We start from the raw sequence: 20,357 nt of genomic DNA, 5'->3' as shown, positions 1-20,357 counted from the left end.
ACTGGTCAAAGACTCTGTAAAGATGATTAACCCTCATTTTGCAAGATATGAAGAAATGCTCTCATCCAGGGGGCATTTCCTAGCCATGTTGCTCCGGTAACCAATTTACCATCAACCACAACACCATCCATCCCTGTATCGATAAAATGTCCTCCTGCTTTTCGAACATCCGGTTCACAAAAACCGACAGTCGTACATTTTTTATCTTCAAGTATTCCGGCCTCAGCGAGAATTTGTATGCCATGACAAATGCAGGCAATGGGTTTATCGGCGTCATGAAAATGCCTGATAATAGCTAAAATATCTTTGTTCAAACGTTGATATTCAGCAGCTCTTCCACCCGGGATGATTAAAGCGTCATAATCCTTTAAAGTGATTTTGGAGAAATCCGCTGTAATGGGGAATAGGTGCCCTAATTTTTCGGTGTAAGATTGAAGATGCGGTTTATCCAAATCATGTACAGCGGTCTGAATAAAATCTCCTTTATTTTTGCCGGGGGAAACAGTATCAATGAGGTAATTGTTCATGAGCATTGCTTGATAGGGAAAGTAAACTTCCAAATCTTCGTTAAAGTCTCCTACAATCATAAGAATTTTTTTTGAAGTCGGCATGATGCATTCCATTTTTACAAATTCAATTCATTAAGTATGGCAGCGATTAATTCACCTTGTCCAGAAACACATGTTTATTAAAATAGGTATAAGTGGGAGGGGGCTGGTTGAAAATAACAGAAGAAGAAAGCACAGGAGAAATAATGAGATTCTAGAACTTCATTTTTCTCTATGGAGACCAATTAAACCTCATAACAAATTGCATGGCGAGAATTTACTAATTTTCATCAAATTGTTGATTGCGCTCTTGTCTTGCCGCGGTGGGAAGAACATGGCTGGGTTGGTCATCAGGGATGATTTTTTGGCGATTTTTTGTGGTGCAAACCCCAATTCACCGTCTGAATTACACCCACATAAGGTTATAATTGGCTGATTTTTTATATTCCGCCCACAAATGACTGTATGATAGGCGCCTGCTCCAACATAATCGACACTTGTAATATCCTCGGGAATCCCGATGGGAGTTAAGCAGAGCCGGTTCTCTTCATCGCCTGTACCCAGCTGCCCATAGCCGTTATGCCCACAGGTTGCAACCACAGGCTTGTTATTTATGTCCTTTCCCACAATAACGGTGTGTTTTACTCCAGTGGCGACCATTTCTACTGATTTCATATTTTCTGGAAGTTTGATGGGAATCAATGTGTTTTTATTATCTTTATCCCCGCATCCCAATTGGCCATCAGAGTTATAACCGCAGCTTGCAACGATAGGGAATCCATTTTTATCAAGTCCAGTGGCAATGGTGTGAAAAAAACCGGTTTGGATGGCATGGAACGTCAGCATTTCAGGAGGAAGCTTTATCGGGGTAGGTGTATCCCGGTTTTCACAATCGCCTGTGCCTAATTGACCATCATAATTTTTTCCAAAAGTAGCGATTTGCGGCCGATTATATTGATCATAGCCTCTAATCACAGTATGCCATATTCCTGAATGTATTTGTTTTACTGTTTTCATAGTGTAAGGCAATGGAATCGGTAACTGGTAGTTCCTTTCCCCAATTATGGTTCCCAATGGGTCATTGCCATTTATTTGATGCAATTCAAGATGCAATTGCCCTGCTGTGTTGCGGGAAAAGAGAAAATAGGGTTTAAAATATAGTCCTCTTCATTCCCGGCAGACACCAAAGAAATGTTAATGTCGCGTAATGGAAGGGGAATCAGTTGATTGTGGCTGGTTTCTTGCTTTGCATAATCCTGATTAATTTTATTTGTTGCTACTATAATCTGATCATGTTTATCTCGACCAACAACCACAGTGTGTTTGTAGGTTGATTGAATGGATTCAATAACAGATATATTTTCTGGCAGAGAGATAGGCATTAATATTGGGTTTATGTTATCGCTATCTGCTGCACTCCAGTTTCTGGTTTTAAATAATCTTTGTTTACCATTGAGGCGTGCGAACAGGAAAGTGGAACTGTATCCTGCAAATACTTTCAGAATTCCCAATGTTTTTTTTTGGTTCAATTGCTCAGATTGAGTGTGTTGAGTTTTGAAAAGTCTGCTCAAGCGATTGTTGATTTCAGACAGGTTTACAATATCTTGTGGTTGAAGATAATTGATAAGAATGTCAAGCCAGACGTCATCTGGAATCTGGGTTGCATCAGGTTTGCCGAGAACATCAGGCATGTTTATTTTTATAAACGGTTTGTGATAGATGGTTTCATTATAACCCACGATCTTTGGAATGGAAAAGAATTATGCATCAGGCAGAACCAGCAGATTATTGCGTTTACTATAGTTTTCGCAGCAGATCACGGATGTGATTTTTCATTGGTGATGTTGCCCAACAGGGCGACCAATTATTGTTTTCGCATAAAGTTATCTCAATTTGATTGGGAAATTATCATATAATTACAAGTTAGCTTAGATAGGATAACTAACTTAATTAAACAGAGAGAAATAAAAAAAACCCGTATTAGCAGCCTATGTCAATACGGGTTTTTTGCATACTGCTGCTTGATCATGACTAGATTAGCAGCATAATTTGGGGTTATTTAGACATTGCCAACATATTTTAAGCCTATGTAGGGGCCAGATGCAGAGAAGTCGGTTTCCAGAGAAGTGCCTAAGCCAACATTCACGGCAGCAGTATTATGTAAGGCATTGAAGTAATTGAACCACATGTAACCCACATCCAGAGTCAAATCACCTTGAGCCATTGCATAGGTATAATCTGCTCCTAACTTCATTTCAACTTCTGGCACTATTGCATTTTTGGAGCCATAAGAAAAACCACAGACAGTACAGTTATCCACGAATTTGCTTGTACCGACCAGGATTGCTACAGCTGATTTTGCATAAATACCAAACCCATTACCGAATACATAATTCATATCAAGGCCGGTACGGGGACCAAATCCATTGAATTTGGAATTGAAGTTATCTAGAAAGAAGCCGTTTAAGTGACGATTAACGTCTGTTTTGATGTAGGCATACTGAACGCCGCCATGGAAGCGCATTTTTTTGTTCGCGCTAAAATCAACAAATTGCCCCAGTTCAGCATTCACTGCATCCCAGGTAATATCGTAGGCGTGCAATTGATCAACAAACGCCCAATGATCGGTGTTGGCATCCAAATGGTACCAATTGACGTTGATGTCATTGCCTGTGTTGAAGTGATAAGAACCTTCTAATTTAAAGCCCCAATCCCACTCTAAATCAACATCATGCCAATTTCTCCAGCCACCAACATCAGTAAAACCATTATAGCCCCAATCAGCATCATAAGTTGGCTGCAGATAAAGTGCGGTAATACCAATATCCCATGCGGTTCTTTCGCAAGGAACAGTCACATTGCCTGGCGTACATACTGGACCCATCGTACCTGCAAACAAAGCACTGCTTCCCAGAGCAAATACAGCCGCAGTTGTTTTTTTCAAACTAAACATATCCCGTTCTCCACTGATTTATTATTGTTATTCCTTTAAACATCTAGGATTAGCGAATTCTAACAGAATCTATTTGATTCTTCATCAAATAATAAGGGTAATTTTATTAAATTAAAGTTATTTAACTCATTGATTTAAACATTAAATGTAAGATTTGATCAGTATCTGCTGTTATTGATTTATACGCCAGCAAGTAGTCTGCTTTTTCCTTTAATTTTGTAGTAATGAGGGGGAGTGCATGACTATTAATTTGCGCCAAAATTTATCGTAAGACTGTTTTTTTGGGGTATGTAAGGGTAGAAAAAAGCCTGTACAGTGGAGAGATTCAAGATGCTATTCGAAAAAAATCATCGACTCCTGTTATTCCAGGAAAATGCAATTCTAAAATTGGCAACATGGGTATGGATTGGTGTCTTTATAAATACCGATATTTTGAGCCAAACCTACTGGGTGCTGCGGACAAAGCCGCAGTACGTCAGCGGTCGGAGAAAATGTCAACAGCCTCTAGTGTTTTGTTTTTTTCTTAATGCCGCCCAGTAGCCAATCCTTATTCACCTCAAGTTCATCGGCAATTTTTTGTATCGAGTTGGCATCAATAGCAATGACTCCATTCAACAAGGCTTCCATTTTGAATTTAGGCAAATTAAATAGTTTGGAACACACTTGCACGCGCTCGGTCATTAGACATGGAACACCAAGTTCATCCAGCTCATTGTTCAAGCGTTCAGTTAAGATTTTGTTAGTCATGGTATTCTCCTTCTCGTTTTATATCAGTGTAAAACACTAAAGCTTAAGGATTGATTAACAAATTAATTTTTATCAGATAATTAATTGAAAGCATGATCCCGGTCTCTAAAAATAGAAAAAATCTGACGGTGAACGATTTGGTTATTTGAAAGGGATATCAACTTGAGTAGATAAAACAGGCTCTATTATATTGCAGGCCAAACACTGAGTCTGGTTGTTATCTATTTTCAAGCAAGTTATCAATTCCTGAAACGTTTGTGTCTTGCCCTAAAACAACGTAATAAGATTATACGAGACGCCTATTCTATCAAAATTAATTCAATTCATCGTGCCATCTTTTAGTCTTATTGATTTTTGCCAATTCTAATAGTTTTAATTTAAATACAAAAGATCAAATATTTACTGTTTAGTTTTATTTTTATATAATCAAAGCCCTTTATTTTTCTAAAATGTGAGCTAACTAATGAAAAGACTAATTATCTGTAATGGCAATAAATTAACAGTATGTACACAAGCGATTTCTTCTGGTGGTATAGTTGAGAAATATACACCCATTTTCAGTCTTACAAAAGAATCCGACAATGAGCTCACATTAGAATTGTCTGGAGTTGCTAGAGGATATTATATCATTCCTTCGGAGCTAACCTCTTCTCAGGCAAGAGCAGCGCATCTTATAACACTTCTTACTCGGGCAGAAGAATCTCAAACTACGGATATGCATAAAATACTTAACTCATTTGTTTCGGGAAAAATCACGTCAGGCAGCATGTTTAATTTTGAAAACGACGGTTCATTTAAGAGAGAACCTGAGGAAGCATATAACTTAATAAACAAAATTTGATAAGCTATCCAGGCCAAGGATGGCTCTATATTTTCTGATTATTGAGACTAATTTTCTTAGTTTGTAACTAATTTAAGTTTGTATTGTCTTTTCCTTGCTTATCAAGACTGTTTTCTTTCCAGGCGCGAATTAAAGTGCGGCATGAAATTTCTTCCTTTCCGTTTGACAAACAGCAAAATACTAAATAATTTTAATTCCTTACCATTTTAAGGAATATAAAATTATGAAAGCATTGTATACAACAATTGCCAAGGCCCATGGTGGACGAAACGGCCATGTAGAAACTACAGATGGGCTATTAAAACTTGATTTGGCAATGCCGAGAGAGCTAGGAGGGGAGGGTGGTGCCACTAATCCAGAGCAATTATTTGCCGCGGGATATGCTGCTTGTTTTGAGAGTGCTATTCGTCATGTTGCCAATGTGCAAAAAATTTCTTTAGAGGATGTTTCCATGACTTCCGAGGTCTCTTTGTATGCTACTCCAGAGAAGGGTTTTAAACTTGGAGTTGCGTTACACGCCCACATAACAGGCTTAAATCAGAATGAGGCCGAAGCATTAGTTGCCAAAGCGCATGAGGTTTGTCCTTATTCCAATGCAATACGTGGTAATGTTGATGTGAAATTGAGTGTTAGTGTCAAGTAATAAATAACTTCCATCAATCAATAAGGATATCTTATGTATACGCTTTATTCATTTGGGACGCCCAATGGATTTAAACCCACTATTATGTTGGAAGAGTTAACGCAGCCTTACACCATAGAACTGATTGATATTACTCAGGGTGAACAATTTAATCCTGATTTTTTAAAAATTTCACCAAACAATAAGATACCCGTTTTACATGATCAAACCAATGATTTTTACCTAATGGAAAGTGTTGCTATTTTGCAATATTTAGCTGAAAAACATAGACAGTTTTTGCCTGAAACGACAAAGGAGAAATATACTATTATCCAATGGTGTTATTTCCAAGCAGCACACATAGGCCCTATGTTCGGGCAGTTTGGTCATTTTCATCGTTATGCTCAAGAGCGAGTACCCTATGCCATGACGCGATATGCTGATGAATCAATGCGTCTTCTAGGTGTTATGGAAAAACAACTGGTCAAAGCGCCATTCATTGGTGGATCAAATTATACTATTGCTGATATGGCTATCTGGCCCTGGATTTGGTGTTTTCAATTCATATATGGACAGACTATTGATGCAAAACAGTTTCCCAGTTTAATGTCATGGTATCAACGAATTAGTGAAAGGCAGGCTGTTAGAGCAACTCTAACGGCATATGGTCGATTATGATCACGAATCTCCATTAGAAGTAAGCGAGCAAAGTTGAACTTATCTGATAATTAATGGCTCCCAATTGAGGTAATGGTGTCAAGTGGGGTGTTTTACCTGGTTATTCTTTCAATAGATTGTCTCATCTGAAAAATTGAGGTTGTGCAGCTGCCAATCAAGTAATCTCTATTGTCTTTATATCCTATTTAAAATTTAGTTTACTCTCTATATCTGTAATTTTGTTCAGTCTTAACAATTCCTTAACAATCTCTTAACAATTCCTTAACATTTGTCTGCCATAATGCCCTCGATTTAAACATAAAAAACACAGGGGGTATCACACTGTTTTGAATAGAACTAGGAAATGGAGTCTGTATTTTCAGGGGAAAGTAAATTTCTTCTGCATCATGTATCGATTCATATGAATATTTCAACATACGAGTTCGTTAATAATACAATTACTGAGGAGTCACGAGTCATGGCGTTATCAGAAATCATTATCAATGATATAGTTCAATCTCAAACTAATGCAGTCATTAGCGAATCAAATTACCATATTCTTCGCCAATATCTCCTGGAGAGAAAGCCTTTATCAAGAGTACTCAATCCAATTAATTCTCTGCTTTCTGAGCATTGCAATCAAGATAAGCAAGCAATAATAAATCACTTAACTCAACTGGCTTGTGAGTCTCAAAGAAATCATGACTTACAAGAAGCAAGAAGTGATGAACAAGAGGGAATCAATGAAAATTCTTTGATGATTAATTACAGGAGCGAGCTGCTTACTTTGGAAAATACATTGAAGGAACTGGATACAAAATGCTATCAACAACAACGTCAATATAATCAGGTGAGCAGGCAATTTAATGAACTTAAAGTCAATATGACCCACATTAATCAAAGCATTGATAGAGTTCGTTATGAACGTCAATTGCTTGACCAGCAGCTAAACCACCCTTACTCTGATGGTAATGTTTATACTAATCCTCCTACTCACACAGGTATTTATCCTGATCTTTCACCACCTCAGGATCGGCATACTCGTGATAGACTGTTGCAAGAAGAAAACAGATTAATTGAGGAGCGTCAAAAGCTAATGCATCTCATTAATTCAAAAGAAACCGAAAAAAATAAAGAAGAGCAAAATTTAAATAGGCTTCATAAGGAGAAAAAAGAAGCTGAAGGACGTTATAGTGAAGTAAAACATCAAATCGATGTTGTTTTGCCAAATAGTGAACAACAGCGTCAAATCAGAAATCAAGAACGTCTCGCTCGAGAAAATGCCAGAGCAAGCTATGATCCACATTTATTGCAACTTTCTCATAAGAATCTTGAAGCACTGAAATCTCAGATTGAAACTCAGATTCGGGAGCTGGATGAGAGACGAAATCAGTTAATGGGCGAAGCGACAGACATAAGTTATAAAATCTATTTAACTCAATTGGAGCAGGTTCTTCAAGAATCGGAAAAAGGGCCTCAAATTACGTTCAATGAGAATAATGCATTAAAGATGATTTTAGCCATGATGAAAAACATGGAGGAAATGGCGGAAAAAGAGAAAGACATTTCTAGCTCAATCGATAAAGAGCGACATAATCTCCATTCATTGCAAAAAAGCCTTGTAGGATACACCAGGCAACTGGAACGGTATCTGACGTCAGATCCCCATTTGGTTAAGCAAAACAAGGCTCTTACCGAAGAAAATACACAGTTAAAGCAATATAGTGAATCAGCAGACAATTGGAGAACGAAAGCATTCTATGCGTCTCTTTTCAGTGTTGGGGGTAGTTTAATAAGTACCGGAATATTGAATACATTCATCATTAGTCCTGTATTTTTTGCGATTCCCGGTGCTCTTGCTGCGCTTGGTGTGGTTTCCCTTGTTATTGCGGTAGTCTCTTATTGCCAGAAATACTTTAGTGATATGCAAATGGAACAAAACAATCAAAAGATTGAGAAAAATGAATTAATACTAATGAAGCAATGGAAAAAGGCTAATGAATTAAGTTTATCTACAATTCCAAGCCTGAACGCTAAAATAGAACAATCAGAGAAAGAGCTGTATGCGCTTGAGCAAAAATTACAGGATCAGCAGCACGCAATGAGCCTGCTGTTGAATAAAGCGCAAAATGTTACCAGCAATTATGGAGGAAGCAGCAATTTCTTTGGTAACACGACTGGTAATGTGTTCTATTTACCTTCTGCCCCTCTGCATGAGGACTCTCCACTGTATCCAGAGATTGAAGGTGAAAGAGTAAATTACGGCTACTAATAAGCTAAAATGACTGGTCTTTAATTTGGTTTCAATTTGAAGGCCAGTATCTATGATTATTCAAATTCTGAATTGCTCTTTACAATCTGCTTTGTAAAAATATTTTGCTCATACAGGATTTAAAATGAAGTATTTTTTAGTTAATGCTGTTTGGTTTATGAGGGCTGGGGCTGATTTAAAGGCAGTATTTTTATTGTAGCCTCATTAATGTGCTAAAATTGTACACATGGGTAACCTGATATCATTGCTTGAATGCTAAATTACATTCTCTTATTGAAAAGGATTTCCATATGAAAACAGTCCTAATATTTATTATTTTTTTATGTTCTTTTCAAATACAGGCGGCATGCAAATGCAACTGTGACCCGACAGACAATAAGATGTGTGCCAGTCAGAATGATATGGAGCATCCTTGCCCTTCAGTTTGTGCGTCGGCAGCACCTGGTATGGCACCTATGTTTACAGCATGTCCTGTATCAAAGGTTACTGATCCAGTCACAGGAGTTACCAGGTGGGTCAATATGTGTAACTAGCAATAAATACCTGATTGATCATATGTTGGTTATCACTTTCAGGTTTTGAATGTTAGGTAAAACACCTTGTTCCCATCCATTTTTAATCAAGAGTCCTGAGTGATTTTTTAAAGACAGTGCAACTTTTCCTGAAAAATGAGCTTTTTGACCAGACTCATCAGAGAAAGCATCAAAAATTGCAAAGGTATTGTCATTAATCTGCAAAGTAAACCAGTAGGCTGTTTGCGGCTCAGTTTTATCAACAATCTCAGCGGCATTAATTAATAAAGCGGCAAGTTGCTCTGATTTTCCATCGTTGGCAGTGAATTCAATGTAATTGGCAACAGTGACTGGAACTGATTTTTCAGGTAATTTAGAGGCGAGCACTTTACTGTTTACAATATTTTTTAATACGCCATTTTCCCAGCTTCCAAGAACTAATTTTTCAGAATTGTTTTTAAGAGCAGTAGCAACTTGACCAGCAAAATGGGCTTCTCTTCCTTTCGAGTCATAAAACGCATCAAAGATAATCAAGGAATTATCATTTCCCTTAAGTGCAAACCATACTTTTGTATTAGGCTCAGTTTGTTTCACAAGCCTACCGCCAGATTCCAAAAATTTTTCAAATTCTGAGGAGTTTGATAATTTGCTTTTCATTTTTATCATAGTCGCTTCATTTGTCTGATGATATTGATTCATAGGTGTTTCTCCTTTTGCATAGTTATTTATCGATGTTAAAAACAACATTACTGTTGAAAAAGCTATAATTTTTGCCTTGACTTTACTCATATAAAATTTCCCCATAAAATCTACCTACTGATAGATAGTTTGTGGTGTTAAAAAAAATCACTTTATTGTTTGATCAATAAAATGCCGAACTCCTTCCAGGAACGTTTCATCTCCATATAATCTTGCTAATAATAATCCGCCTTCAACCAATGAAATAATTTGTTTTGCAAGAGATAATGAGGATTCGTTATCATATCCATTTGTTTCAAGAACTCCTTTAAGCCATTCGATGATAAGCTCAAAAAATTTTTTTGCCTGATTTTGAATTGAAACGGGTAATGATTGAAAATCAGAGGCGAACATACCGCCGAGGCACATTTTGTTTTCAGAGTTGTAGGTGAGTGTTAAAATGGCATCAAAGAATTTTTGAATTTTTTCCTTGGCTGATAACGACGAATTATTGCTTATGTCAGATAGCACAGCAGCAATTTTATCGGTATGCCAGGATATAACGGCAACACCAAGATCTTCTTTTGAAGGAAAATGATAATGGATGCTGGCAGTTTTAATATTGATGGCTGTTGCAATATCTTTGAAACTAAAGGCGTTATATCCGTCTTTTTGGATCAATGCTTCCGCAACTGCTAATATCCGTTCTTTCGTATTACTTATATTCATAGGCATAAATTCTACCTATTCATAGATAGATTGTCAAGCTTTTTATAGTTTTCTATATCAAATTAAAATAACACTTGTTTATCTAAATAGAAGTAGGTGGTGGACTGCTCATTCATTAATTGATTCTGATCTATTGGATCAATATCTTTATGCATCGCTATGTCAATTGGCCTTAAAGACTTTATGTCTTTATTGATCTCGAAAAAAACGGGAGGTAATATATGTACATCAGTTCATAATAGAGGTCATTATGTTTTTTAAAAGATCAAACCCTCACGTAACACCACAAGATTTACAAAAAGTGATTCAAAATTTAAATGCGCAACGTGAATTAACAGAGCGTCAATTGAAAGAGGGCTCTATATCACAAAAAACAGGGCAAGAGGAGATGCAGCGTCTATCAAGCTTGATTGGAGCATATCAGAATAATCTGATGGCAGCATTAGACGATCAACAAAACACTAATTGCCTTAAGTAGCTAATCTTTTTGAGGTATAAAAGGGCAGTCATTTTGATTAATGGCATAATCCACTCATAATCTGAATGGTCATTTACGTGTTGACAGGATTTTGAGTACGCTGTGTCATTCTATGTACCAAGAAAACAGGGATGTTATTTCCTGCCCTATCAATGTATCTGAAGGCTTCCCCAGACCTTTACTTTAAATGATGTTCATGAGTCTATTTAAGAGATTGGAAATAAAATAGATTATTGAAATTTATGAATAATTAACCCAGAAAGTACTTGCTTTATTCAATCTGTACAGGTATTTCTATTCAATCAAAGCCCATTCTATTGAGTAAGAGAGTATTAAATGATAAAGGACATTCTCAATACCATAGCCAGCCTCGTTGAGGAAAACGTAGTGGTATTTGCAAGTGAACGTGGAAAACAACTTTTACAGAAAGTTAAAGCCGATCTTGTATCGTTTAAACCAATTAATTTTTATGCATTGGATGCGGGAAAACAAATAACAGACGCGCTTAAACTAATAGAGAGCTATTGCATTGAAATGAACAGAATATTTGATGAATTAAATCATCAATCTTCAGTTTCTTTAGCCAATGAAAAATTAACTCATAAAATAAAAAACATTTTAACCAACTTAAAAAACAAACAAAATAAAATAACCCAGTTACGAGAAAAAATTCCAGAGGGCATGCTTGATATCAAGCGAGCATTGTATATTGTAGAAAATTCTTTTCTTAGCGAATCAGAACCAGAGGAAAAAGAACTGAGATCAAAATTTAAGCGCATTAAAAAATTTATGAGTAATTCAAATAAGGAATATCTTGATTTAATTAAAAAGGGAGGATTACTTAACACTGTTTTACTGGATACCACCACTTTGTATTGGAACCAATTACACGAATACTCAACATTATTAAATCAGTGTCGTATTACTTTACAAAAATCTCATCATCTTACCAAAGAAGGGCAATTAGCGCTCCGCTGTTTTAATAGTGCGATTCAGAAAATGCCACCAAAGAAACATATCATTAATGCGTTAAAAATATTGAACAAGCCAAATAGCAAGACAGAAGCGATTGAAAAAATAGGCTTTGTTTCACCTCATGGTAGGGAAGCCTGTATGCAACTAACTTGTTGGGGGAAAAAATTTTTTTATATACCTCGTAGCGAAGAAATGTATCATTTTGATTATGATCCTAAAGAAGATTTGAATGAGACTGGGGGTAACTGTTTTGGTGAGTCAATGATGTTTATTCATTTCTTATCCAAGGGAGCCATCAGATGGTTGTGTCCCGAAGCAGGGTTAATTAATTTTCAGTTAGATCAAACAAGAAATTTAAAGTTTAAAAAGGCAACCTTAGGCGAAGGGGAAACATTGGTATCGGATAACAGTCCCCATGATTCATTAGAATGGGAAGATATGAGGCCTGTGCTTTTGGATAATCCTTACTTTAAACCAGGCAGTCTTTGTGGTGTCATATTCTCAATGAATGATTACACGAAAGCAAAAAGAGAGTTTACAGCAGGGCATATGATAGTAGTTGCCAAGCTGGATACTAACTTGAATCCATACAAATACATTATATATGAAAAAGATTTTGGTGCATTTGGATTAACTGATGATGAATCTTTGGAATACCTAATCAGTGAACAAATATTACCACTCTATAGAGGGATGAATTATTCAAAAATTAAATTGGTTAAATATGGTGAGGCTTCAACTGAGACCTATGATCTTTTAAATAAAATTAAGCCTCAGACAGGTATTCCACAAAAAGAGTCGACAGCCAGTGATTCTATAAATACCTATTTTGATAATGCATTTTTTAAACTTTCTAAGGAAACTAATAAAGAGAATGTAATTGATCAAGTCAATCAAACGGATGTGTTTGGGTTTTGCAGAAACTAAACCAAAATCTTACTGTGTGCTTTTAAGGAACTCCAAAAACCTATGAAACAAAGAGAGAGCTATGCTTAGCTCCAGAGTCAATATCTATTTTCTAATTTACGTTGATTATTTGGGCAAAAGATAAAATCGAATATTTTTGCTCAAGTTTAATTCAATAACTAATGTAATTAAACAATTTACTTGCAAAATGTTCATTTTTTGATATCATTACTACCGATAATATCTTCTCTGAGTAAGTCAGAGGACTGACATCACTTGATTCTACAGGTGTTTAGTTTAATCACTATCATTAAACGGGTATATCGTGATTTTCTGGTTTTTTATAAACCAAGGAAATAGACGATCCCGTAATTCCTTGGTTTTGAAAACTTCATTACTACAAATTTCAGTTAAATGTCACTGACTTGCTGAAATTTTACTCAGATTCAGGTGCAAAAATGATTAAAAAATTGTTAATTAAAGTCGAAAAATTAATTAATAATCTCCCAAAAGAGTTTAAATTATCTGAAACAGTTTTATTCTCCATTAAAGAAGATATAAACAGCTTGGCAAGTCGTTTTGATGGGTCAAAAGGCTATATTAATTATTATTCTCCAAAAGTCGTGCAACAAATCAATGACAAACAAAAGTTACTTGAGAAATACAAAAGTTATTTAACTGCATTACTCGCTGTTTTAATTTGTTCTAAGCAAAGCAAAGACATTAGAGACAATAAAAAACTTCAACCTGTTTATGAGATTACCGATTTAAAAAATTTATTAGAACGCAAGGATGTCGAAAAAATTATCAATGAAATTACCCAATTTGATGAGGATCAAAGAGAACTTCAGAGAATTGAACGTCAGATACAAAAAGATGAGGAGAAAGAGGATAATCAAAAAATGCATCTTGGTAAAAGATCCAAATTAGAGCTTAGGAGGGCAGAGCTTTCTAAAAGAGTTCAATTGTTTAATAATAAGTTAAAAAACATTCCACAAGCTGAGGAAATCAAAGCCGTTTTAGATTATTGTCAAAAATACATCGAGAAACATATCAACCTTAGCAAGCAATTACCAAAAGGAATGCTTGATGTTAAACGAGCATTGTCTTTATTTGACGAGATAAATTCCACCAAGACCCAAATTAGGAAGTTAAGCAAAGACAAACTGGATTCTTCAGGGCAAATAAAACTTGAAGGTTTAAAAAAGGAACTTACAAAGGCTGAATTGGCTTTGCAATTTAGTTATTCAGAGGAAGAAGATAAAACTCTCAAAGACATGCTCAATGATTTGAAAAGGCTTATGAAAATGAGCATCAGAGATTATCAAAAGTTAGCTACATCTGGCGGAGAAATAAATGTTTTTTTGCATAAGACAACTGGTTTTTATTGGGAAAGCCTTTTTCTGTACAGAAATGTTTTGTGCGAAATTAATGAATATCTTAAAAAAAATAAAAAGAAACTGTCTGAGCAAGGAATGCTGGTAGCTGAATGCATTTCTAAAGCCTTCAGCCAGATGCCTGAATTGGATACCATTGAAAAAGCTTTAGAAAAAGTCAAAAGAATAGATGGTGATCTTCACAGACAAGAAGAATATAACGACAAAATCAATGGTGCTTGGATTCGGTTTTATAAAAAGGGTCCAGTAAAATTTGTTCAAAAAGTCCTTGAACAAAACTTAGATGAGAAAATTTTTTACATACCGTATAATCCGCATAATTACGTGCTGGATCATCCTGCCCAATCTGATTTCGCCGATACCTTAGGAAATTGCTATGGCGAAACACAGATGTTTCTCAAACAAATAAACAGTAAATCTCCTTCAATTAACAATATTTGTCCTGAGAGAGTATTAATTAATTATCAGCTTGATCAATCCAGGACAATTGCTAAAAATACCAAAAAAGAAAAAATAGGGATATTTGAGGCAGATGAGAAGACAAAAGCACAAGTAACATGGGATGGAATTAAAGATATCTTAACATCAAAAGTTACCTCTACCGCTTTTGGTGATGTGTGCATGATCACTTTGACGGGAGCTCAAGTTTCTGGTCGTGAAAAATTAGTAGGTCATGGTATTGGCCTTATCAAAATGAAGAATCCTGCTCCTTATAAATATGTGGTATATGATTATGCTTTTGGCGGTGCAATGGGATTCAGCAGTGATACTCAACTGGAGCTATTCTTTAAACAAATCCTTGAAGGAGAGGGATCTTATGTTCCTTTTAAGGAATGTCTGGTTGAAAAAGTAGGAGAGGTGAGTAAAGAATGTCAACAATTTATTAATGGTAATCCGGGTATTGCTTCTCTGGCACAAAAAAGTCTTGATAAAACATGTAAGAGAGACTTCTGGGATAAAGATCGCATCAGTTTTTTGATAAGATATCACCCCATCGGCACAGATGAAAGCAGGATACTTGATTTAATAGAAAAGTTACCTCTATCTAAGGATAGAATAGAGCTATATGAACAGCTTGTTAAAGAGCCTAAAATTGGTATCGGTAACCTGGTTAAGTGTATCATTCGCTCAGGTAAGATAAGTTACCTGGCAAATCTTTTGACAACCAATTTATTGACCGTTGATATTACAAATAAAATAAAATTTAAGTTGAATGAACAAGTTAAAAAAGAAATAGTGGCTTTAATTAATAATGATCAGATTGAACCAAACACAACTTGTAAACTATTCTCTAACAATCAAGCGATTGTTTTGGCAACCTATAAAAAGGACAAAAACTCACTCCAATATGCGGACATAGATCCGGTTGTAACGCTTTTGCAAGGGAAGAATACCATCGTACCCTCTGATGCTTGTCGGGCTTTTCCTAAGGCAGAAAAAATAGTCATCGCAGCCTATAAATCGGATCCATTATCGTTGCAATTTGCCGATCTTGGTTTGGTTCAACAATTATTACGAAAAGGTTCTATTAATCTCGAGCATGCTTCTAAAGCTTTTACAGAGAGCTCACAATTCAAGGAGGCCAATGAAGCTTATCAGCTTTTAAAATCTCTGAAGCTTCTGCCAAAAAATGAAAAAGAAACTGAGAAAGCCAAGAGAATCGAGTTATTAAAATCGATTGATCAAAAGCTGGAAATTACTAATTTGAGACAAGAACTTTATCCCTTAATTTCAAATATGTGTATTCGATTACTTGATGATATTCGAATCCTGTCCCTTGAAGATACAATAATCAAAAACACCAGATTGTCCAAGTTAATCAGTTCGAAACAGTGTGATATCAATACATTAAAAACACTTGAAAATAAAAAAATGGAATTAACTAAAACATGTTCTCTGGCAAAATCAAATTTTACTTTATTTGGAGCTACAGATAATAAAGTTGATGGAGGAAATGCTAATACTCATAACCACATCACTCCAGAGAATAAATAAAAGTGTTTTGTTGGAATTGGTCGTATAGATGCGGCCAATTTGTTAAATTGAATTAGTTTCGGCTTAATCTGACACAGTTATTTAAACACTGCTATCAAGCTGATTGGGCCTTATCAGAATAATCTGATGGCAGCATTAAGATGATCAAAAACACAACCATTCTTCTAATTAGCTAATTTTTATAATTGATATTTACCATCCAGAGGTTTCTGCAAGTTTGCAGAAACCTCGCAAAAAATAATATTTATCTATCAGTTACCGAGTTAGGTAAAAGTATAGGATAAATCGTTTTCATTTATATTATTATTCGTCTCATTATTTAAATATACATCGGATAGCATTAACCTAATGTTTTTTGTTAATGGTTGTTGTAAATTATTCATTAAGTTTTTTAATTGTATTAAATAAGTAAATCCTTTTTCTTTTAGATAATCGCTACACTTTTGTGTCAAGACAATTTCTTTATGAAAATCACAATCTTCAAATTCTAATCCTACATATTTTCCTAGAAAACGTAACTCTTTTTCAAAAATATTATTGTTTTTACATCCAAAAGCATAATATTTAAGATAAGCAGGATTTTCATTCAAGTTGCTAATGCAAATTTTATTTCCTTTAAGAGTAAGATTATTTGCTATATGTTTTAAAAATTCGATTTCAGTATAATTTAAATTATACTTACCTCCATCATGCGCCTTCTGTCCTATAGAAGGCCTAAATAAGTTATCAATTTTATATTCAAAAATACGATTAATTATTTTTTCCCAAGGAATTGAAGAGTTTCCTTTAAGTAAATCTCTTTTAATTTCGTTAACAATACTTAATTGCTGAGAAGGACTCAAATCAGTGAGTAATAGATAAGGGTTTTTGTTTGTCGAAATTAATTGATTTAATTTTGTATTGTTTAGGCACTCAGAAATAGTTAAATGTTCAATTTCACAAAACGCATAATATTTTTTTAGGTTATCTATTACAGGAAGGTAGATTTCAGGAATATTAGAAGCATTGATGAATCCTTGTAAAAAAGGATGCTTATCTGAAAATTTTCTTTTTCTTATTTCTAATGGATTAATGCCCATCTCTTCATCCCACATAGCAATATAGTGTGAGTCGTCAAAAAATTCCATCAGGCATATTTTTAAGTTTCCATGTTCATCAATGCTCTGTTTGATTGATTTTTTTGAAAAACGAGCTTCTTTTGTTTGTGTAAGATAATTATCAAATACTGCAATGATTTGTAGCGCTAATGATGGGTTCAGGGGTAATTCGTAGGTTAACGATGTTAGTCGATAGGTATTTTCTTTTGTGTACTCAGGGATCAGTGATGATATTGTTTCAGATATATAGGCTGCTTTAAAATCGATAGAATCAGATTTATTAATTTTTATATTTAAATCATTAAATAGGGGGAATTTAGTTGCGTCTTCTTTCTGGAAAGAAAGAATGGGTAATGAGGTATCTATATTTTTTGGTTCAAATCTAAAACTTCCATCTTCTTTTGTGTGAAATTTGTCCAAGTTAATAAGTATTTTTTCTTTCTGCACAACAAGATTAACTATACTGTAAATTTTCATTTTTATTATCGGATGAATTTTAATAAATTATGAGTTAGCAGAGTACCATAAGTAAGCTATTATCTAAAATATTGATTTTAAATGGTTAATTACGATTTTTGTTGAGTTTTTTACCTCTAGCTATCTTTAATTACCAAAATAACTTATCAAATTAAACATATCAATAAAATCTTCTATTAATCCCGAACAATATCTTTCCCAAGCAATGATTTTTATAAATCCATTGCGTTTATGAAAAATAATATGATTAAAAATTAATTTAATTGTTTATTAAATTAACTATAATTAAAAAATAAGTCACATTGAACCTGGAATTATGTAATGCAAGAAAAAATTATCAACTTAGGGAAAGGGCTTAAAAAGGTTAATGAAGGCATTAAAAAACATATTTCCCGAGCAGAAGAGTTCCTCTACTTGGCGAACCAATGGGAAAAAGAGAATATTAAGATTAATGATTTATTGAATGGAGTGCAGTTTACAGTTAATGATAAAAAAATGTCGGGTCAAGAAATTAAAGAAGAACTATCTAATCTAATAGAAAGATATAATAATTTTCTAAAAAAAAACTTAAAAGGGGAAAGAAGCGAAACATTAGAACTAAAGGAGATTCAGCAACAACTTACTAATTTATACAATGCTGTTAATGATATTTATACTTATTTATCCATAAATAAAACAGAGTTTTTTCTCGAAGCAATCAAGTCTTGCTATAAAAAAGATCAGAGGATGGGTAGTACAATCCAGTTTGTGCTGAAGATCGCGGATCATCTTTCTAAGGAGAGACTGCAATTTAATTTGAATTTAAATTCGCAATTTGCAGAAGCCTCCGAGAGTTTTCAGGAGGTAACTACCAAATTTTACAGAGAGGTTGCTACTCCTAGAATAGAATCTGCACAAAAATTGTTGGAATTGATGAATAATTTCGTAGACCAATATATATCACAAGGAGCAAGTCCAGAAGATGCAATAAAAAAACTTAAGCCATTTGAGAAATATTTTACTATTGAAATCTCGCATTATGAAGAGTTTGGGCATTTAGTATATAAAACAAACTTTAATTGTAATCCAGCGCTATTTGATGTTAACCCCATTGAATTTTTAAATGAATTATTTGTGCAATTTTATAAAGACACCACTTTATCATCTCGCTCTAAAACAGCTTTAAAACAAGTGCTTGATAAATTTGAGATTACTTATGAGGTGCCAAAGACATGGTATGGTTATATTGGCTGGGATATCCCTATAGTAACTGATAAAAATTCAGTATTAGTTACTTATGACAAACAAGCTTATTACAGATATCATCAAGAAAGCGGCCAGAGAGAAATGGAGTTTTTTGAGACAATTGAGCGCTGTTTGGATAAGTCGAAAGACATTATTATTGCGACTAAAAAGGAAAATTTAAAAGACCAAAAAGAGTTTTCTAAATTGATAGATAAGGCTATTAAGGAGTTAGAAGAAACAAAAAAGAAAAGAATTTTTCAAAAGGAGCCGCATGAATTGGTAACAAGTATTATCAATAAATCAATAAAGTTGCTGCAAGACTTGAAAAATAATATGCCATTAAGACGAGAAGATTTGGTCATGGTAATCTTAAGTACTGAAAATGCTTTAAATGCAGCAAAATCAAAATTAAAGCCACAAGAAATCAATTTATCCGAACCGGAAAAATGCATTAAAAATTTTAAAAAGATATTAGCAATAAAACAGAAAGAAGAGCTTTGTTTTTATAAATCAGATGAAGAACAATCTATTTTCTCCAAACACATAAATTCTGAGCTTAGAGAACTTGTCGAATCTTACCAGGTTCAAAAGAGAAGTGAAAAAGAGTTGGTTATTGAGCCAGAAAAAATGAATTCACCACAGAGAATAGAACCAAAAGAAGAAGATAAAAAGATTGATTTAAATAAGAAAATGAATTTATACCGTGTTCAAAAAATTATGAAAAATTTTGTATTTGAGTATTGCGGGTATAAGGGAGGGAAAAAAGTAAAAGAGGGAGGAGCAACAATAGAAGAACTTAAAAATAAACTCAAAGATTTTAGAGATTATTTTCAAATAGAGATAGTGATGAATGATAAAAGTGGTTCAGAAGAACTCAATATCATATTCAACTATCAAAACATCAAGAATAAAAATCCACATGATTTATTTAATGAGCTCTTTAAAAAATTTACCGAAGACATAGGATATTCTGGTATGGGTTCACGATCAATCGAGGCTCTTAAAAGAGCATTAGCTAAAAATAATATCACTTATACCAATGGATATTATGGAAAAACAGCGACTTTAACAAGCCTATTATGGAGTAAAGAGCCACCTGTTATTACTGATGAAAAAAATATATTTAAATTATCCGATGAAAAGCATTTAAGTGAGAATAAGGAAGATATTCGCGGAAAAGGAATTACGAATATCTAGTCCTTACATACCCATATTTCGAATTTTAATTGGCTTACACAATATCACAAGA

At 34.4% G+C, this 20,357-nt stretch carries 17 protein-coding genes and 1 pseudogene; 10 read left to right on the top strand and 8 right to left on the bottom strand.

Annotation, left to right across the window (positions count from 1 at the left end):
* Window positions 1-26 precede the first annotated feature (26 nt).
* From LPG_RS09925 to LPG_RS09910, 4 genes are all read right to left on the bottom strand, one after another.
* Entirely contained in the window at window positions 27-611 is a 585-nt protein-coding gene (locus tag LPG_RS09925; protein ID WP_015444353.1) for a DJ-1/PfpI family protein, read from the bottom strand.
* 189 nt (window positions 612-800) lie between these two features.
* Window positions 801-1,661, bottom strand: a complete 861-nt coding sequence (gene pieG, locus LPG_RS09920; RefSeq protein ID WP_010947692.1) for a Dot/Icm T4SS effector PieG/LegG1 — start codon at window positions 1,659-1,661, stop codon at window positions 801-803.
* The gene (locus LPG_RS09915) at window positions 1,637-2,287 is read right to left on the bottom strand and encodes a lpg1975 family Dot/Icm T4SS effector (protein WP_010947691.1); all 651 of its coding nucleotides are present in this window, start codon (window positions 2,285-2,287) and stop codon (window positions 1,637-1,639) included. The genes pieG and LPG_RS09915 overlap by 25 nt, the downstream gene beginning before the upstream one ends.
* A gap of 320 nt (window positions 2,288-2,607) precedes the next feature.
* Window positions 2,608-3,501, bottom strand: coding sequence for an Lpg1974 family pore-forming outer membrane protein (locus LPG_RS09910; protein WP_010947690.1), 894 nt, complete (start codon window positions 3,499-3,501; stop codon window positions 2,608-2,610).
* 320 nt (window positions 3,502-3,821) lie between these two features.
* Here LPG_RS09910 and LPG_RS15485 point away from each other — a divergent pair.
* Window positions 3,822-3,947: pseudogene (locus LPG_RS15485) on the top strand (IS5/IS1182 family transposase); the annotation flags it as partial.
* A gap of 58 nt (window positions 3,948-4,005) precedes the next feature.
* Here the strand turns inward: LPG_RS15485 and LPG_RS09905 are convergent.
* Window positions 4,006-4,248, bottom strand: a complete 243-nt coding sequence (locus LPG_RS09905) for a hypothetical protein (RefSeq protein ID WP_010947689.1) — start codon at window positions 4,246-4,248, stop codon at window positions 4,006-4,008.
* A gap of 463 nt (window positions 4,249-4,711) precedes the next feature.
* On the opposite strand from LPG_RS09905, the gene pieF reads away from it, so the two are divergent.
* From pieF to LPG_RS09880, 5 genes are all read left to right on the top strand, one after another.
* Entirely contained in the window at window positions 4,712-5,089 is a 378-nt protein-coding gene (gene pieF / locus LPG_RS09900; protein ID WP_010947688.1) for a Dot/Icm T4SS effector PieF, read from the top strand.
* Window positions 5,090-5,312: 223 nt separating this feature from the next.
* On the top strand, window positions 5,313-5,732 hold the full coding sequence (locus LPG_RS09895) for an organic hydroperoxide resistance protein (RefSeq protein WP_010947687.1): 420 nt from the start codon (window positions 5,313-5,315) through the stop codon (window positions 5,730-5,732).
* A 33-nt stretch (window positions 5,733-5,765) separates the two neighbouring features.
* Window positions 5,766-6,389 (top strand): glutathione S-transferase family protein, encoded by a 624-nt coding sequence (locus tag LPG_RS09890; RefSeq protein WP_010947686.1) that lies wholly within the window; start codon window positions 5,766-5,768, stop codon window positions 6,387-6,389.
* Window positions 6,390-6,732: 343 nt separating this feature from the next.
* The gene (pieE, locus tag LPG_RS09885; RefSeq protein WP_010947685.1) at window positions 6,733-8,640 is read left to right on the top strand and encodes a Dot/Icm T4SS effector PieE; all 1,908 of its coding nucleotides are present in this window, start codon (window positions 6,733-6,735) and stop codon (window positions 8,638-8,640) included.
* Window positions 8,641-8,930: 290 nt separating this feature from the next.
* Window positions 8,931-9,173, top strand: coding sequence for a hypothetical protein (locus LPG_RS09880; protein WP_016356946.1), 243 nt, complete (start codon window positions 8,931-8,933; stop codon window positions 9,171-9,173).
* Window positions 9,174-9,191: 18 nt separating this feature from the next.
* Here LPG_RS09880 and LPG_RS09875 read toward each other — a convergent pair whose 3' ends face one another.
* Both LPG_RS09875 and psrA read right to left on the bottom strand, forming a co-directional pair.
* Window positions 9,192-9,941 (bottom strand): hypothetical protein, encoded by a 750-nt coding sequence (locus LPG_RS09875; RefSeq protein WP_015444358.1) that lies wholly within the window; start codon window positions 9,939-9,941, stop codon window positions 9,192-9,194.
* Between the two features lie 57 nt (window positions 9,942-9,998).
* A complete protein-coding gene (psrA, locus tag LPG_RS09870; RefSeq protein ID WP_032802659.1) occupies window positions 9,999-10,559 on the bottom strand; it encodes an autorepressor PsrA in 561 nt (186 codons plus the stop codon).
* A gap of 250 nt (window positions 10,560-10,809) precedes the next feature.
* Here psrA and LPG_RS09865 point away from each other — a divergent pair, with 250 nt between their 5' ends.
* From LPG_RS09865 to pieC, 3 genes are all read left to right on the top strand, one after another.
* The gene (locus LPG_RS09865) at window positions 10,810-11,037 is read left to right on the top strand and encodes a hypothetical protein (RefSeq protein WP_014326931.1); all 228 of its coding nucleotides are present in this window, start codon (window positions 10,810-10,812) and stop codon (window positions 11,035-11,037) included.
* Window positions 11,038-11,373: 336 nt separating this feature from the next.
* The gene (gene pieD / locus LPG_RS09860; protein WP_010947682.1) at window positions 11,374-12,939 is read left to right on the top strand and encodes a Dot/Icm T4SS effector PieD/LirF; all 1,566 of its coding nucleotides are present in this window, start codon (window positions 11,374-11,376) and stop codon (window positions 12,937-12,939) included.
* A gap of 404 nt (window positions 12,940-13,343) precedes the next feature.
* Window positions 13,344-16,310, top strand: a complete 2,967-nt coding sequence (gene pieC, locus LPG_RS09855) for a Dot/Icm T4SS effector PieC/LirE (RefSeq protein WP_010947681.1) — start codon at window positions 13,344-13,346, stop codon at window positions 16,308-16,310.
* A 263-nt stretch (window positions 16,311-16,573) separates the two neighbouring features.
* On the opposite strand, the gene pieB is transcribed toward pieC, so the two are convergent.
* A complete protein-coding gene (gene pieB / locus LPG_RS09850) occupies window positions 16,574-17,884 on the bottom strand; it encodes a Dot/Icm T4SS effector PieB/LirD (RefSeq protein WP_010947680.1) in 1,311 nt (436 codons plus the stop codon).
* 321 nt (window positions 17,885-18,205) lie between these two features.
* Between pieB and pieA the strand changes: the two genes are divergently transcribed.
* A complete protein-coding gene (gene pieA / locus LPG_RS09845) occupies window positions 18,206-20,305 on the top strand; it encodes a Dot/Icm T4SS effector PieA/LirC (protein WP_010947679.1) in 2,100 nt (699 codons plus the stop codon).
* The last annotated feature ends 52 nt before the right edge of the window (window positions 20,306-20,357 follow it).

The organism is Legionella pneumophila subsp. pneumophila str. Philadelphia 1 (assembly GCF_000008485.1).
Classification (GTDB): domain Bacteria; phylum Pseudomonadota; class Gammaproteobacteria; order Legionellales; family Legionellaceae; genus Legionella; species Legionella pneumophila.
The sequence above is the reverse complement of the archived record's forward strand: the minus strand, read 5'-3'. Positions and strand labels throughout refer to the sequence as shown.